Annotated in this window: 13 protein-coding genes; 4 read left to right on the forward strand and 9 right to left on the reverse strand. The window is 40.4% G+C overall.

All coding sequences use genetic code 11. The annotated features are described in order from the left end of the window. Genes JYB65_RS11370 through JYB65_RS11405 form a run of 8 tightly spaced genes read right to left on the reverse strand, consistent with a single transcriptional unit; the run spans position 1 to position 6,560 of the window. Positions 1 to 885, reverse strand: a complete 885-nt coding sequence (locus tag JYB65_RS11370) for a hydrogenase small subunit (protein ID WP_206582856.1) — start codon at positions 883 to 885, stop codon at positions 1 to 3. Between the two features lie 28 nt (positions 886 to 913). Further along, on the reverse strand, positions 914 to 1,240 hold the full coding sequence (locus JYB65_RS11375; RefSeq protein ID WP_206582800.1) for a cytochrome b5 domain-containing protein: 327 nt from the start codon (positions 1,238 to 1,240) through the stop codon (positions 914 to 916). A 56-nt stretch (positions 1,241 to 1,296) separates the two neighbouring features. Next, positions 1,297 to 2,298: a hydrogenase expression/formation protein HypE gene (hypE, locus tag JYB65_RS11380; RefSeq protein WP_206582801.1), complete on the reverse strand. Its 1,002-nt coding sequence runs from the start codon at positions 2,296 to 2,298 to the stop codon at positions 1,297 to 1,299. Further along, the gene (gene hypD, locus JYB65_RS11385) at positions 2,283 to 3,365 is read right to left on the reverse strand and encodes a hydrogenase formation protein HypD (RefSeq protein WP_206582802.1); all 1,083 of its coding nucleotides are present in this window, start codon (positions 3,363 to 3,365) and stop codon (positions 2,283 to 2,285) included. Before hypD ends, hypE begins: the two co-directional genes overlap by 16 nt. Continuing rightward, the gene (locus JYB65_RS11390; protein WP_206582803.1) at positions 3,358 to 3,585 is read right to left on the reverse strand and encodes a HypC/HybG/HupF family hydrogenase formation chaperone; all 228 of its coding nucleotides are present in this window, start codon (positions 3,583 to 3,585) and stop codon (positions 3,358 to 3,360) included. Before JYB65_RS11390 ends, hypD begins: the two co-directional genes overlap by 8 nt. Further along, positions 3,542 to 5,854: a carbamoyltransferase HypF gene (gene hypF / locus JYB65_RS11395; RefSeq protein ID WP_206582804.1), complete on the reverse strand. Its 2,313-nt coding sequence runs from the start codon at positions 5,852 to 5,854 to the stop codon at positions 3,542 to 3,544. The genes JYB65_RS11390 and hypF overlap by 44 nt, the downstream gene beginning before the upstream one ends. Before the next feature lie 3 nt (positions 5,855 to 5,857). Beyond that, positions 5,858 to 6,106: a hypothetical protein gene (locus JYB65_RS11400; protein WP_206582805.1), complete on the reverse strand. Its 249-nt coding sequence runs from the start codon at positions 6,104 to 6,106 to the stop codon at positions 5,858 to 5,860. Further along, positions 6,099 to 6,560: a hydrogenase maturation protease gene (locus JYB65_RS11405; protein ID WP_206582806.1), complete on the reverse strand. Its 462-nt coding sequence runs from the start codon at positions 6,558 to 6,560 to the stop codon at positions 6,099 to 6,101. The genes JYB65_RS11400 and JYB65_RS11405 overlap by 8 nt, the downstream gene beginning before the upstream one ends. Before the next feature lie 158 nt (positions 6,561 to 6,718). On the opposite strand from JYB65_RS11405, the gene msrA reads away from it, so the two are divergent. Continuing rightward, positions 6,719 to 7,237 (forward strand): peptide-methionine (S)-S-oxide reductase MsrA, encoded by a 519-nt coding sequence (gene msrA / locus JYB65_RS11410; protein ID WP_206582807.1) that lies wholly within the window; start codon positions 6,719 to 6,721, stop codon positions 7,235 to 7,237. 68 nt (positions 7,238 to 7,305) lie between these two features. Here msrA and JYB65_RS11415 read toward each other — a convergent pair whose 3' ends face one another. After that, positions 7,306 to 8,145 carry a MerR family transcriptional regulator gene (locus JYB65_RS11415; protein WP_206582808.1) on the reverse strand — a complete coding sequence of 280 codons (840 nt, stop codon included), beginning with the start codon at positions 8,143 to 8,145 and terminating at the stop codon, positions 7,306 to 7,308. 187 nt (positions 8,146 to 8,332) lie between these two features. Here JYB65_RS11415 and JYB65_RS11420 point away from each other — a divergent pair, with 187 nt between their 5' ends. The 3 genes from JYB65_RS11420 (at position 8,333) to JYB65_RS11430 (ending at position 14,845) form a co-directional block, all read left to right on the forward strand. Continuing rightward, positions 8,333 to 10,852, forward strand: coding sequence for a DUF4127 family protein (locus tag JYB65_RS11420; protein ID WP_206582809.1), 2,520 nt, complete (start codon positions 8,333 to 8,335; stop codon positions 10,850 to 10,852). Between the two features lie 351 nt (positions 10,853 to 11,203). Next, positions 11,204 to 13,330, forward strand: a complete 2,127-nt coding sequence (locus tag JYB65_RS11425) for a methyl-accepting chemotaxis protein (protein ID WP_206582810.1) — start codon at positions 11,204 to 11,206, stop codon at positions 13,328 to 13,330. Positions 13,331 to 13,591: 261 nt separating this feature from the next. Further along, positions 13,592 to 14,845, forward strand: a complete 1,254-nt coding sequence (locus tag JYB65_RS11430; protein WP_206582811.1) for a radical SAM protein — start codon at positions 13,592 to 13,594, stop codon at positions 14,843 to 14,845. Positions 14,846 to 14,870 lie beyond the last annotated feature (25 nt).

A 14,870-nucleotide genomic window follows, 5' to 3' on the forward strand; every position in this document is an offset into this window, starting at 1 on the left:
TCAATCCCCTCTCGTAGTGTCGTAGCTGATAAATGGCTCCATGGCGTCTGGGAAGCCAAATTGAGCACAGCCGATGCAATTGGAATCATCTCCGATAGGCCAGTTAACGTGATTGTTCCATTGTCGGACCGGACAATCTGTTCGGGTTACAGGACCGCGGCAGCCTAACTTAAACATACAGGTTTCTTCACCCAGCTTAGTTGCGAAAATACCTTGGTTAAAATAAATGAGTCTAGGACACTGATCATGAATCGTTGTGCTGTAAAACATCAAAGGGCGGTCCCTATTATCAAGGGGAGGTTCCCCATATAATAAGATATGGGCAAAGGTTCCCATAAACCAATCGGGATTGCAAGGACAACCGGGCAGTTTGATAACTCTTTTGTTTTCTAATACTTTTTGTACCCCCACGCATCCGGTGGGGTTCGGTACAGCAGCAGAGACTCCGCCGTGTGTGGCACAAGCGCCTACGGAAATGACATATTCCGCATTTTCACCCAACATTTTCACCGCTTCGAGACCTGTAATGGTTCTGCCGTTATATTTTCCAATTATAGTGTAAGCACCGTTATCCAGCAATGAAACCGCGCCTTCTACAGCCAGAACATAATCGCCGCCGATTACGCTGAACAATTGATGGATGGCATCGCCGCCTTCCGCGGCCATCAGACTATTGCTGTATACAAAATCAGCCATTTCGGATATCAGATATTGAAAATCCGGATGTACGCCATCGAGAATTGAAATAATATTGCCTGCACATCCGTTTAATTCTAGCCAAACTAGGGTTTTCTTTTTTAATGCCCCATTGTCAAGTTCGGATTTTACTCTGTTAATAAGGCATGCCGTTGTTTTTCGCCGACTTTCATAATGAGGGCATTTCATTTCAGATGAATCCACTCTTATCACCACCTCACTCTGATTCAATTAAAATACCTACAGGGGGCAGGGTGCTTAATATGTTGCTAATTCCCGGATGACAGGAATTAAATTCTTTCGTCAGATCATTACCCGCCCTGAGTCCAAAATGCGTTGCTGCTGCCCAAACAGCCGCGTTTGTCACATCATATACAACTCCATTGACGGCAACATAAGCAGGATTGCCGTTCTTGCCGTCATAGGTTGATAACTCTTCTATGGTAAATGATCGTAATTCATCCGGACTAGGCTCCTCTTGTTGCGCTCTTATTTCCCAGGTATTATTGTTTAACAAATCTTTAAGTCCTTTTACATCTTTCATATTTCTTCTCCTTGGACATGATATTAATGGGGGAGGTGTGTTGATATCAATCTTACTCAACAGATTCTGGGAATGGTTTGGTGCTCCAGTGCCGGAATAATGCGTTTCCCTCCGATTTCAGTCTGCATATAAACCATTCCTTGTGTATTGGATGTAAACCGTCCGATGATTTGTGCGTCGGCGTAAATAGGTGTTTGTTTTAATCGTTGAATCACTTGATCTCCGAAACCCTTTTTTACGATTAAAACCATTCGCCCTTCACAAGCAAGATATAAGGGATCTATGCCTAACATTTCGTTGATGGCACGAACCTGCTGGGTAATTGGAATCCGGCTTTCATCGAGTTCAATGTTGAATTCTGCATGATTTGATATTTCATTTAAAATAGTTGCTAAACCGCCTCTTGTGGGATCTTTCATTAATTTTATATAGATTAAATCTTCATTTAATAGTGGAATTAAATTGTTAAGGGGACGGCAATCACTCACCATATCCGTCTCGATGTTGAGCTCATATCGGTCGAGAAGGATGGCTGTTCCGTGCTCGGCAATCGTACCGGTAATGATAATCTCGTCATCCGGTTCAACACGGAATGGGGAGTAATGCGGTGAGACAATCCCAATACCGGAAGTATTGATAAATAATCCGTCTGCATTGCCTTTTTCAACAACTTTTGTATCTCCCGTCACAATTTTAACACCGGTTTGTCTGCAAACCTCTCCCATAGATTTTGCAATGTCGCATAAACTTTCCATATCAAAACCTTCTTCAATAATGAAGCTTGCGCTTATGTACAAGGGAGTTGCGCCGGCGGTGGTCAGATCATTAATCGTACCGCAAATGGAGAGCTTACCGATATCGCCGCCTTTAAAAAATAATGGCCGAACAACAAAACTGTCAGTGGTATAAGCCAGCTTTTGAGGATTGACAGAAAAAACAAACGCATCATTGATCGAATTGCTGCTTCCTTCCCCGTAATATTTAACGAAGACGTCTTGGATTAATTCATTTGTATGAATCCCTCCGTCACCATGAGTCAATTTTATTTTGCTAAACAATTGTGAACCCTCCCATATCGATAATGAATAGCACATGCCCCTTCAGAAGAGATCATGCAGGGACCTAGAGGATGTTCCGTTGTGCAGCCCTCTCCAAAGAGGTGGCATTCAAAGGGTGATTTCATACCAAGGATGATTTCACTGCATTGGCAATGAGAGGATTCCGGGTACATCTTTTCAGATAGAGTAAATTTGTGTGTTGCATCAAGCCTTTTATATTTTTGATTTATCATTAGTGCCGAGTTATGAACTTTTCCAATTCCTCGCCAAATCCCGTCTTTCACTTCAAAGACTTCATTTATGTACTGTTGTGCCAGTTTATTTCCTCCTGGACTTACACATCGATCGTATAGATTTGCAAAAGAGAGGGGAGTTCTTCCTGTAATCTGATCTAACAGAAGATGGATGCCTTCTGCCATATCTTTTGCTTCAAATCCGCAGACGACAGATGGAATTTTAAATTCATCTGTCACAAAACGAAAGGCTTCCGCACCCAATACAGCTGCTACATGACCAGGTAAAATTAACCCGTCTATTCTTTTTTTGTCCTCATTTAAGATCAAACGTATGACCGGCTCCATGCGTTTCAAAGACGTTAGAAAGAGAAGGTTCGTTGGACCATTTTCAAACACATTTTTTATGGTTGCTGCAATGATCGGTGCGGTGGTTTCAAACCCAACCGCCAAAAAAATCACCGTCTTATCTTGATGCTTCAGGGCTAAATCCACAGCATCCTCCGGCGAATAAACGGTATACACATTATTCGTTTTCTTTTCTGCCAGACAGGAAGTACTTCCAGTTACTTTGAGCATATCGCCAAAGGTTGCGAGAATAACATTTTCCTGCGATATTAAATCAATCGCCATATCAATATAAGCTTCGTTTGTAACACAGACAGGGCAGCCCGGTCCGGATAATAGTTTCACCTGGTTTGGAAGCAGATACCGGATTCCGGATTTTGAGATGGCTTGTGTGTGCGTGCCGCATACCTCCATAATCCGAATTGGCTTCAGCTCGGCCTCTTGGAGGAAGCCTTCTATCCTGTCGATTAACCTTTCTTTATCCATTGTCATTTCCTTCTATCATTTCTTGAAATGTTTTATTAAGAAAGCCATAATAGGCTGCATCAATCTTCTCAATGGCGAAACCTGCATGAATTAAAACATAATCACCGGGCAGGGGAGAATCGATTAACTGGATATTTATTTTCTTTTTTATCCCCATTGTTTCCGCATCTGCATAGTTATCGCGTACGGATGTAATCATCGCCGGAATTGCCAGACACATAAGATTCCCTCCCAATCATTGATGCCGCAGCAGCTGCTTGACCGAAAGACAATCCTCCGTCATTCAAAGGCATCTGTTTATTAAAATATACATTAAAACTATATTCTCGAAGTTCGCTTAGTATGTTTTTAAAAAAATAAGTATTTTCGAATACACCGCCACTCAATATGACGTCATTGATTTGATATCTTTCCCGTATTTTAATGGCACATCTTATCGTGGCCTTACAAAGAGTATTATGAAATTTAGCAGAAATAGAGGGGACCGGTATACCGTTATTTAAGTCTGCTAAAACACCTTTAATAATGTCTCCATAACCTATTAATAGCGGTTCCTCATTATTTCCTTCTTGAACGGTGAAAGCATAATAATCCAAAACCGATGGATCCAAAATGCTTTCAAGTTCAATGGCTGCCTGTGCATCATATGTAATATGGGTACGCCCCAGGATCAAAGCAGCGATACAGTCAAACAGTCGCCCCATGCTGGAAGAAATAAAACAATTTATATTATGTTGAAGAGCTTTCGTTACTATTTCTATATCTTTTCTATCAACAGTAGGAAAAAGGGAGGCAATATCACAGTTCAGCGAATAAAGATAAGAAGCAGCAGTTCGCCACGGTTCCTTGATGGCAGCTTCTCCGCCTTGAATCGCAACATATTCTAAATGACCTACTCTTTCAAATGTTGATCTGGTACCGATTAAAAATTCACCGCCCCAAACCGTTCCATCTGTGCCCATTCCGGTTCCATCAAAGATAATACCGAGTACCTCGTTTGAAAGTTGATGCTCCGCCATGCAACCAGCCATATGTGCATGATGATGTTGAATCGCAACTTTGTTGATAGGTAATTGTTTTGCATATCTTGTTGAAAAATTATCCGAACTTAAATCGTGACCGACGAACTGAGCTTCCGCTTTCAGAAGACGAGAAAACCGATCGATAACTTGCTTGTATTCATTGAATGACTCCATGTTGTTCAGTGTATTTAAATATTGACTGACATGCGCGTATCCTTTATGGAGCATACAAATGGATGCTTTCTGTTGTCCGCCGACAGCTAATATGGTAGCAGTCGAATCAATGGGCAGGGCAGCAGGAGCATAACCTCTTCCGCATCGGCTGATGAGAGTGTCTCCATGAATCACTTTCACGACGGAATCATCGATAGGAGTTCTGATTTCACGGTTGTGCATTAAAAAATAATCGGCGACGTTGTTTAACTGGCTTAGTGCATCCCGATCTTTATAGCAAATAGGCATTCCGCTGATATTACCGCTCGTCATGATGAGATATTGCAAGGAATGATCAAAAATGAAATAGTGAAGTGCAGAGTAGGGAAGCATGACACCGTACCGAATAAGCCCGGGTGCGACTGATTCCGGGAGCATGGAGACTTTTCTTTTATTTAAGAGGACAATTGGTCTTTTATTGCTTGAAATGGTTTCTTCTTCCGCATCACTCACCATACAAATTTCTTTTACCGCTTCAATCGTTGAAGCCATTACCGCAAAAGGCCGGTCCGGTCTTTTTTTTCGCTGCCTTAATAGTTCAATAGTACCTTTATTCATTGCATTGCATACAAGATGATAACCGCCGATTCCTTTGACAGCTACTATTTTCCCCTTTTTAAACAGTTGTTTCACTTTTTTTATGGGGTCTTCACAAGGGATGAGGTTCCCGCTGCGATCATACAATTGGTATTGCGGACCGCAATGGGGGCAGCAAACAGGCTGTGCATGAAATCTTCTGTCCTCAGGATTTTTATATTCCGTTTCACATTGGGGACACATTTGAAAAGGTTCCATGGAAGTATTCTTTCGATCATACGGAAGTTCATCAATGATGGAATATCTTGGGCCACAGTTTGTACAGTTTGTAAATGCGTATTTAAAATGCCGGTCCTTACTGGTTTTTACATCCCGCATGCAATCCTCACATAGCGCTAGATCAGGGAGCAGTAATCCCAGATGATTCTGATCTGCAGAACTGGTTATAATTCTAAAATCTTGATAATCTTCTGATTCAATAGAAAGTTTTTGAATCTTTTCAATGCGTGCATTTTGAGGAGGATGATGAGTGAGCATATGTACGAAACCAGTAATATCCTCTTTTTTACCGGATATATGCATCATAACCGAAGCCCCTTGGTTTTTTACGAAACCAGTAATATCAAACGATTTTGCTGTCTTATAGATAAAAGGCCTCATCCCTACGCCTTGTACCAATCCCCAAATTTGTACAAGATAATTTGGCCGTTCACTCATGAATCATTCTCCGTCAATTTGTTCAATGGTAGCTGTAAGCGGTTCAATTTCTTTTTTCTGAACGACAATATCCGAATCCGTGTCAATAAGAGGATTATTCCTATCACCAAAATGTTCGCGAATACTTTGCTCACAGATATGACTGCGCGTATGTACCGTTAAAATCAACTTATGAATTTTAGAAATAGAGTTCTCTTTGCATAAGCTTACAATTGAATCGTACAAGTTTTGATTTAAAAAAGTATCATGCATGATTTAATTCCTCCAAGATCATATTTTTTATTAGATTTTCAATTTCTGAGCATAAGAATGAAAATTTTTCCTGTAAAAAAGGGCTTAGCTCATCGCTCAGGTCTATCTCTGCTACTTCGATGCCGATGATATATCCTTTAAAAGTTTTATGATACAACTTCATCAGTTCAATGATACTTAGGTCGTGATGCATAGAGCACTCCGAAGGTTGTGCCAATGCTTCTTCCAACCGGTATACATGAATTTCTCCCGGTTCTGTTCCGATGGATTGAGCGTCCAGCAGGATGACAAAGTCCCCTTCGTTTAGCAAATAGAAAAAGCCTTGAGAGTCTGTTTCCCCAATGATTATGTCTAGGTCATAGTCTTTAAAATTTCCCTTGATACATTCCAGTATCTTAATTGCTATACCGTCATCCCGCATGAATCGGTTGCCGATAGCACCTACCTTCATCATAATGTTATACCATCCTATTTAAATATATAGTATGTATATTAAGGGCTCATACATATCATGCTAACTAAACCGATTTTACGAGTTAAGAAAACCGATTCATATTACAAAAAAAGGGTAAGATAGTAAAAAGAAATAAAATAGATACAGGGGGAAAGTTGATGGAGAAGAAGCGAAAAGAAATAGTTCTGGCAGGCGGTTGTTTTTGGGGACTGGAAAGGTATTTGGAAGAAATCAAGGGTGTTGAAAAAACGGAAGTAGGCTATGCGAACGGAAAAACAGCCGACCCTACCTATCAGGAAGTTTGTCAGCTTGACACCGGACATGCAGAAACGGTGAAAGTGGTGTATGATCCAGAAGAAATAACATTAAAAAGATTGCTTTCGTTTTACTTTAAAGTAATTGATCCCACTTCATTAAACAAGCAAGGAAATGACATCGGCACTCAATACCGAACAGGAATTTACTATGTGGATGAAAAGGATCGAGCGGTCATTATAGAAGCGATTCAGGAACTGCAAAAGGAATACGAAAAGCCGATAGCTATTGAAATCATTGAGCTGGATAATTATTTTAAAGCAGAAGAATATCATCAAAAGTATTTAAATAAGCATCCAATGGGCTATTGTCATATCGGAAAAGAATGGTTTGAATATGCCAAGAAGAGCTCTGATCAGTGAAAGAATCCTATGGACGGTCAGGCCTGATGGAAACGGTGAGGCACTGACTGTCCGCAGGAAAATATAATTTATACGCTTTTTAACGGATCATGGTATGTTGGGATAATTGGTATTTGAATCTCTGATATGTATTCGTTTTCGGAATCGGAGAAGCCGTAGTCTACGATATTTTTTTCAATGGAATCTCCCGCGACTTGGTAACCGTTTTTTATAATCCATTGAAGAAGCAATTCATAATGCTTTGCCATATCTCGGTAAGGACCTAAAAAAGCAATGCATGCGTATTGACCTTCGGGAATCACCTGCATCTGGGTATGAGGAACTTGATCCAAGGTGACCATTTCAATAAAGTATCGGAACCGGTTAAATATCTGATTTTTCATATCTTCTTTTGACAAAGAGGTATAGACTTGTCCTTCAATCAGCCAAGAGCTGCTTTTAAAGTATTTTTCGTTTTTTTTAAAAGCTTGAATTATTTCGACGTCACTTTCTACTGCATTCATATCTAAAAATACGCCTATTTTTTCAGGTAAGCTTTTTATTCTTACTTGATTCAGCTCATCGCTTGTACTTTCCAAGAGTCCGACTTTTGTTTGTATTTTCTTTTTTAGGTTATACAATCTGTTTATCTTAACGTCGATTTCTTCTTCTTTTCTTTTGAGCATATCCAATAAATTATTTCTATTTTTATTGTTCATATACATCTTGATGTCTCCTAGAGAAATATCAAGGCTTTTAAAAAAAAGAATCCTGCTCAGCTCAAAAAAGTTAGCTAAACTATAATACCGATAATCGTTGCTTAGATTGTAGTTTGGTTTCAAAAGAGCGATTTTGTCGTAATGCCGTAGCGTATCCGTGCTTATATTAAAGAGTTTAGCCAACTCTCCTATCAAGAACTTGTCCTTCATGACTTTAACAATTTCCTCCCCTAAAGCTTTACTGGTGATATGATGTGAGTATAAACTATAAAGTCTTTTCTGGCAATGACAAAGTGTTCTGCTACAGCCATTGATTTTTCTTACATATTATAGTAGAGTTATAGAGCGAATATTTGTATGAAATGTACGATGTATGTTGACAGAAGGGATTGGGAAAATGAAAAAAAGACTTTTAAGCCTCTTACTATGCACAGCAATTATTGTAACGATGATGCCATGTCTCAGTATCAATGCATTTGCGACAACAGGAGAGGAAACCTCCGTTAGGGGAACCGAGAACAACAACACCAATGAGCCGATTTTGGCTTATGTCCCGCTGGATAACCGTCCGGTTAATGTAGATCGCGTTGTTTATGAGGCGGAATCGGCAGGGTTTACCGTTAAAATGCCGGATGAAGATTATTATGCGACGAGATTAGACGGGCAGCCTTTAAACTCAAACGGTACCCAGTATGGGGATAGTCAAAAGTTAATGGACTGGATTTTGGAAATGGATCAATCCACGGATTATTTTGTCATTTCGCTGGATCAGCTCCTTTCCGGTGGATTGGTAAACTCCAGAACGATCTGCAAGACAACTTATTATGACGAATATAAAATGATTGATGCTTTAATTAATCTATCGAAAAGTAATCATGTATATATCATTGATACAGTGGCCCGTTTAGCTTCTTGTACAGTGGGCTATCAAGGGGCGACGTTGGAGACGTACAACTATTTACGCCAGTATAATCTCAACGCCAGACCTGTATTGGATGTGAAAAATCTTTCCGTAAAGAATATTGTTGCGGACTATACAAGGGATGAACAAGGCAGAAAAATTTCGGTGTCTGCCAACTTTGCGAAAGAAGTTAAAAATTCTTTGTATACTCGTGAAAGAAAGTTGAATCTGATCAATTATATGCTGTCGATGGATACGGAAGGACAGATCAACTATTTCATCGGCATCGATGACTCAAATCCACAAAATACGGTACAAACCAATGAAGTAAATCTCATTAAAAAGAAAATGGGTGATCGGGGACTGGTGTATTCGGGTGCGGATGAACTCGGCATGATGGCTGTATTAAATTTAATGATTGATTATTATGGCTATGATGTCAAGGCTGCCGCCGTCTACTTTGGCGATACGGAGACATCCGGCTCAGGCTCCATTTACGATATGGAAACCGTAAAAGAAAACGTAGAACAGCATATGAAAAGCCTTGGCGTGCAGCTTGTAGATAAAGAACAAGCGGATTTGGAAATTGTCGTATTAACTTCGCCTGCTAAAACCTTGTTGAACGCGAAATACATTAACAAAATGATCGATTATATTAACAATAATATTTCCAAAGGTGTTCCCACTATCGTGATTAATTCTGCACCGAGTGCCTATAGCGGCAATCTGGAATATCGAATGATTCGAGAATGCGAAATGAGTATGCTGCTTGCTTACAGCAGTTGGGGTACGGTCGGAAATTCGATTGGATTGGCACTCAGTAACGGAATTTCCAGATATCTGTATCTACATAGCAGAACCAGCAGTACGGATACCGCGGATGTGGCATTCTTGAAAGGATTGATCTTTTCTTATGAAAAGGATATCAGCTATATACGCGGAGGAGGAAAGGAATTATTTAATACCTATTTAAGCTCAAAGGGCTGGTCTACCAGCAATTATTATCAGAGTGACGAACAGGTAAAAACGGTCAGTACTGATTTAGAAAACCTCCTGAAAACTGCTGAATATAATGTGACGACCGAAGATATCCTTGATAATTTGACGGATTGCCGGTACTTTAAAGGACTGAACGGCGAAAGCGGTATTATTGGGAAGATTAATTTATCCCATTATTCTGCGCCGTTTTTCAGAACCTATGAGATCCGGTTTGATATGGATGTTGATTTAAGTGATGTTACCATCAATGGATTTAAGGATGCCATGACGATCAATATGCCTTATACTCCCGAGCAGGGGCAGCTGACCTATTCCTTTAATTTATATTACTTGGACGAATCCGGCAAGATTCACAAGGTTCCTTGCAAGTATGATAAGGAAACCGGCCGTGTGATCTTTGCAACCAACAACTTACCATACTTTTTCACTGAATCCTTGAGTATGGATGCCAATAAGGCGCAGTCTCTGTTTTCAGACGTTGCTGAATCTGCTTGGTATTTTGATGATGTGATGTATGCTTACGAAAAAGGACTGATGAAAGGGACGACGAACAGTACTTTTGAACCGAAGGCGTTGATGACTCGGGCGATGTTTGTATATACACTGTATACGATGGCCGGAAAGCCGGAGGCAGCAGAAGAAACTGTTTTCCCTAATGATGTCGGAAACAGCTGGTACAAGCCGGCTGTAAGCTGGGCGTTAAGCAATGGACTTACCTCCCTTGACGCAAATGGAAATTTTGCGCCTGACAGCCCTTTGACCAGAGAACAACTGGCCGACATGCTATGGAAATATGCAAGTTATAAAGGCATGGACAAAAATAAAGGAAGTTTCCCGGATATTTATGAATATGCAGATGTTTTTGCTGTTTCACCGCAGCTGCGTGAAGGCATGGATTGGGTTTGCAGCAAGGGAATTATAACGGGAACAGATAATGGAACCAAAATTGCGCCGGCAAAGACGGCTACCCGTGCAGAAGTAGCGGCAATTTTAAAACGCTTTGTCCAACTAAGATAAACGAAATAAGGACCTCGTCTATTTCAATCCTTGTAAGAGGGCTTAGAATGTAGAAGTTTACTGCATTTTAAGCCTTTTTTTATTACGTAGGAAATATTGTTTTGAGATATTGACGGATATTAACCTGTCCAATTCGTAAAACGAACTGTTGACAGATTTGTGCAAGAAATTCATAAAGTAATGAAGCCCAACTTCATACCGAGAAATACAAGGAAAATTCGAAAATTTCTTATATTGACTTTACAATGGCATCTATACTATAATTCTGGTATTATTTGTATTATTTTGTCTAATTATGTATTATTTTGTCTATATCTTATGATAGACATGAAGTTGAAAGGTGTGATTGTTATGCAGAAGAAAATACCAAACATTAAAATTGCCGCCACAAAAAATAAGACTTTGAGCACAAAGATTGCCATTGTCACATCAATAATACTACTCTTTAGTTTTACTATCCTCATTTTTACCACTTCACTCTTTGTCAGCAAATCTATTCAAAATACCCTATCCGATGAATTCACTATCGTATCGAAAACAAACGGCCAACAAGTTCAAGAGGTGATTAATAAGTCTGCTACGGCAGCTGAAACGTTGAATCTTTATATTTCCGATATTCAAAAGAGAACGAGTTACTCCGCAGATCGAAATTATACCAGTCAGGTGAGCAATACGGCCATCACTCAGTTAAATCATGAAATGGAACAGTTTATTCTGGGAACGATCCGGTCGACCCTCTCTTGCAGTGATGAAATTTTAGGCATGGGGGTTTTGTTTGAGCCCTATAAGTTTGATTCTGCCATAGAATCGTATACAGCATATCTGACGGATGATGATGTTTCTGCTAACAATATACAATCTTTGGGTGTGTATGCGGATTATTCGAAAAACAATTACTACCAGCCTGCGGTGCAAAATAAGGAACCTTATATCACCACCCCTTTTGTTTATGACGGAATAAACATGATAACCGTGAGTTACCCCATCCTTTACAATGGAGAAGTACAGGGTATTGTCTGCTGTGATATTTCAATTGATACGTTTAGTAAGATCAATGTGAAAAATGATAAGCTTCCGAGCTTATATGCCACTATTTTTGCCAGCGACGGTACGATCGTATATCAAACCAATAACCCGGATAATATGGGTAAAAGTGCAAAGGAAGCTTTGGGAAACGTTAATGCTGAAAAAATCCTTTCCCGTTTTACTGCCGGAAAGAGTTTTTCTGTAGAAACAAAAGCTGCCGATGGAGAAGCGTATCAAAGTTTTTTCTATCCTCTCCAAGCCGGAAACAATATTTGGTGGGCACAAACTGCGGTATCTATGAAAGAAATGAATCAAGATGTCACGAATACGGTATTCTTGCTGGTTGGTTTGTGTGTCCTTGTGTTATGTATTGTTGCAATAGCGATTACAGCTATTATAAAGCGATCACTAAAACCGATTCAGGATATCGTAACAGCTGCGGAACAAATTTCAGCCGGACATCTAGAGATCGACCTGGAATCCAAATCCAACGATGAAATAGGACGGCTATCAACTGCTTTCAAGGCAACGGCGCAAGGTATTCAAACCATCATTGAGGATATTAATTATCAACTGGGCGAAATGGCTGCCGGAAACTTTGCTCTTTCGAGTAAGTCGGAATTCGCTTATGTAGGTGAGTTCAATCAAATTTTAGTTTCAATCAGGAATATAAATACAAATTTAAGCGGTACGCTTTCTCAGATCAATCAGGCTTCTTCTCAAGTTAACATTGGAGCCGGACAAGTTTCTTCTGCCGCGCAGGCACTTTCACAGGGATCGGTGGAACAAGCCAGCAGCATTGAGGAACTTTCAGCAACCATCGCTGAAATCGCAGAGCAAGTGAAACTAAATGCAAAAAATGCGCAACATGCCAACCTTCAAGCCAATGAAGCCGGTGAAGGAATTACTGAAAGCAATAGTCAGATGATGGAGATGATTGCAGCAATGAGCGATATTTCGGATAAGTCCGGTGAAATCGGGAAAATCATTAAAACCATTGAAGATATCGCCTTCCAAACCAATATTCTTGCGCTTAATGCGGCAGTTGAGGCAGCTAGAGCCGGTACTGCCGGAAAAGGATTTGCGGTTGTTGCGGATGAAGTCCGAAATCTTGCAACGAAATCCGCTGAGGCAGCTAAGAATACGACGGAGCTTATTGAGCATACCGTATTAGCTGTTGAGAACGGTTCAAAGATAGCAGACAATACGGCAAATTCCCTAATGGCCGTTGTCGAGAAGACAAACACGGTGAATTCCCTGATCGGAGAAATCGCAAAGGCTTCCGAAGATCAATCGAATGCTATTGCCCAGGTAAATTTAGGGGTAGAGCAGATTTCAGGAGTCGTGCAAAGCAATTCCGCTACTGCCGAGGAAAGTGCGGCTGCCAGTGAAGAATTGAATGGTCAGGCGGATCTATTGAAGGATTTGGTGAACCAATTTAAATTTAATTAAATTTTAGAGAATCAATTTTGAAAAATATTTATTGACAAATAAGAATTCCCAGAATAAAATGTAATAAAACAAATAGGAATAGTATAATATCAAGGTTGACCAGAAAAACTGGAGGCTGAACTGACTTTCCCCTAATAAGGGGATTGTATAGTGCAGCCTTTTTTTATTACTCGTTTAAGCATGATGTTTGCAATTCATGAAGGATAAGACCATTTAAAGATTTGAATAATCTGGGAAAATCAAGCAGGGAGGAGGTATTAAATGACAATCATAAAAAATGAAGCCCAAAAAGAATTAACGCTGGATGAAGTCGTGGAACAATATACGGAAATACCTAGGCTGATTGCCATAAAAATAGATGTTCAAAGGAGAGGCGTTCATTATACGGATCGGGCTTTAAGTGCAGCAGACGAATCTTTGCATCAGCTAAGGGGTGCCGCATTATTTGGTTCCAGAGATGCCCAGATATTGCCGCTGCCTGAATCACTGATATTACGAGATGGCACGACAGTGCTTACGGACCCTGTACCCGTTGAACAAAATCCGTATTTCGTAGACTATATCGATGGAAAACTGGTTTTAACCGATCAAGATAAAGTGATAGAAGAAGTTGACTATTGGCCTCAGCCGAATTTCTATCATGAAAAAACAAAATCGGGAATTCCTATGGACCATATCGTTACGGTCCGCCCTCAACGTCTGCAAGTGATGCCATCCAGTTACTGTCACTTTTGGGATAACGGAAATGGCTGCAAATATTGTGATATCGTCAATCATTTGAAACAGCAGACGTCCGAGCTCGGAATTTCGGCAAAGCTTCGTCCTGAAGATGTGAGAGAGGTAATTGGAGAGGCCCTAAAACAGCCTGGACGTTTTTCAAGCATCTGCTTGACGGCCGGATCGGATACCCGCGGAACGGAGGCTTTTGACGAAGAGGTAGACTATTACATAAAAATTCTTAAAGCTATAGGCGATAATTTCACGACAAAAAAATTCCCAAGTCAGCTGATTGCTACCGCTTTTACCGAAAAGCAGCTGACCAGACTATATGAAGAAACCGGACTCATGAGCTATACCGCTGATATTGAAGTGCTGAACGAAGAACTGTTCAATTGGATTTGTCCCGGTAAGGCGGAATGGATCGGTTATAAAGAGTGGAAAAACCGCTTGATAAGAGCGGTAGATATTTTCGGCAGAGGAAATGTCAATACCGGCATCGTAAGCGGGATAGAACTTGCTAAACCCAACGGTTTTACCAATGAGGAGGAGGCTTTAAAGACGACCCTTGAAGAAGCAGAGCATTTGGCAAGTCATGGCGTATCGACGGTGTATATGGTATGGATACCAAGACCCAAATCCTATTTCAGAGATCAAAAAAATGCATCCCTTGAATATTATGTGCGCATGGCCATAGGGCTAAATGATTTAAGAAAAAAGTATAAGTTACCTACGGATATGGATGATTACAGAAGGTGCGGCAATCATCCAGACAGTGACCTTTCCAGGATCCTTTGACGGCATGCTTGCAATTTATGGAGGT

Source organism: Clostridium aminobutyricum, from assembly GCF_017255415.1.
GTDB classification, from domain to species: domain Bacteria; phylum Bacillota; class Clostridia; order Peptostreptococcales; family Anaerovoracaceae; genus Aminipila; species Aminipila aminobutyrica.

Bases quoted from the DNA above. Each gene is read 5' to 3' on its own strand.
- JYB65_RS11370 (WP_206582856.1), bottom strand. From the start codon at position 885: ATGAAATGCCCTCATTATGAAAGTCGGCGAAAAACAACGGCATGCCTT.
- JYB65_RS11375 (WP_206582800.1), bottom strand. From the start codon at position 1,240: ATGAAAGATGTAAAAGGACTTAAAGATTTGTTAAACAATAATACCTGG.
- hypD (WP_206582802.1), bottom strand. From the start codon at position 3,365: ATGGATAAAGAAAGGTTAATCGACAGGATAGAAGGCTTCCTCCAAGAG.
- JYB65_RS11390 (WP_206582803.1), bottom strand. From the start codon at position 3,585: ATGTGTCTGGCAATTCCGGCGATGATTACATCCGTACGCGATAACTAT.
- hypF (WP_206582804.1), bottom strand. From the start codon at position 5,854: ATGAGTGAACGGCCAAATTATCTTGTACAAATTTGGGGATTGGTACAA.
- JYB65_RS11400 (WP_206582805.1), bottom strand. From the start codon at position 6,106: ATGCATGATACTTTTTTAAATCAAAACTTGTACGATTCAATTGTAAGC.
- JYB65_RS11405 (WP_206582806.1), bottom strand. From the start codon at position 6,560: ATGATGAAGGTAGGTGCTATCGGCAACCGATTCATGCGGGATGACGGT.
- msrA (WP_206582807.1), top strand. From the start codon at position 6,719: ATGGAGAAGAAGCGAAAAGAAATAGTTCTGGCAGGCGGTTGTTTTTGG.
- JYB65_RS11415 (WP_206582808.1), bottom strand. From the start codon at position 8,145: ATGAAGGACAAGTTCTTGATAGGAGAGTTGGCTAAACTCTTTAATATA.
- JYB65_RS11420 (WP_206582809.1), top strand. From the start codon at position 8,333: ATGAAAAAAAGACTTTTAAGCCTCTTACTATGCACAGCAATTATTGTA.
- JYB65_RS11425 (WP_206582810.1), top strand. From the start codon at position 11,204: ATGCAGAAGAAAATACCAAACATTAAAATTGCCGCCACAAAAAATAAG.
- JYB65_RS11430 (WP_206582811.1), top strand. From the start codon at position 13,592: ATGACAATCATAAAAAATGAAGCCCAAAAAGAATTAACGCTGGATGAA.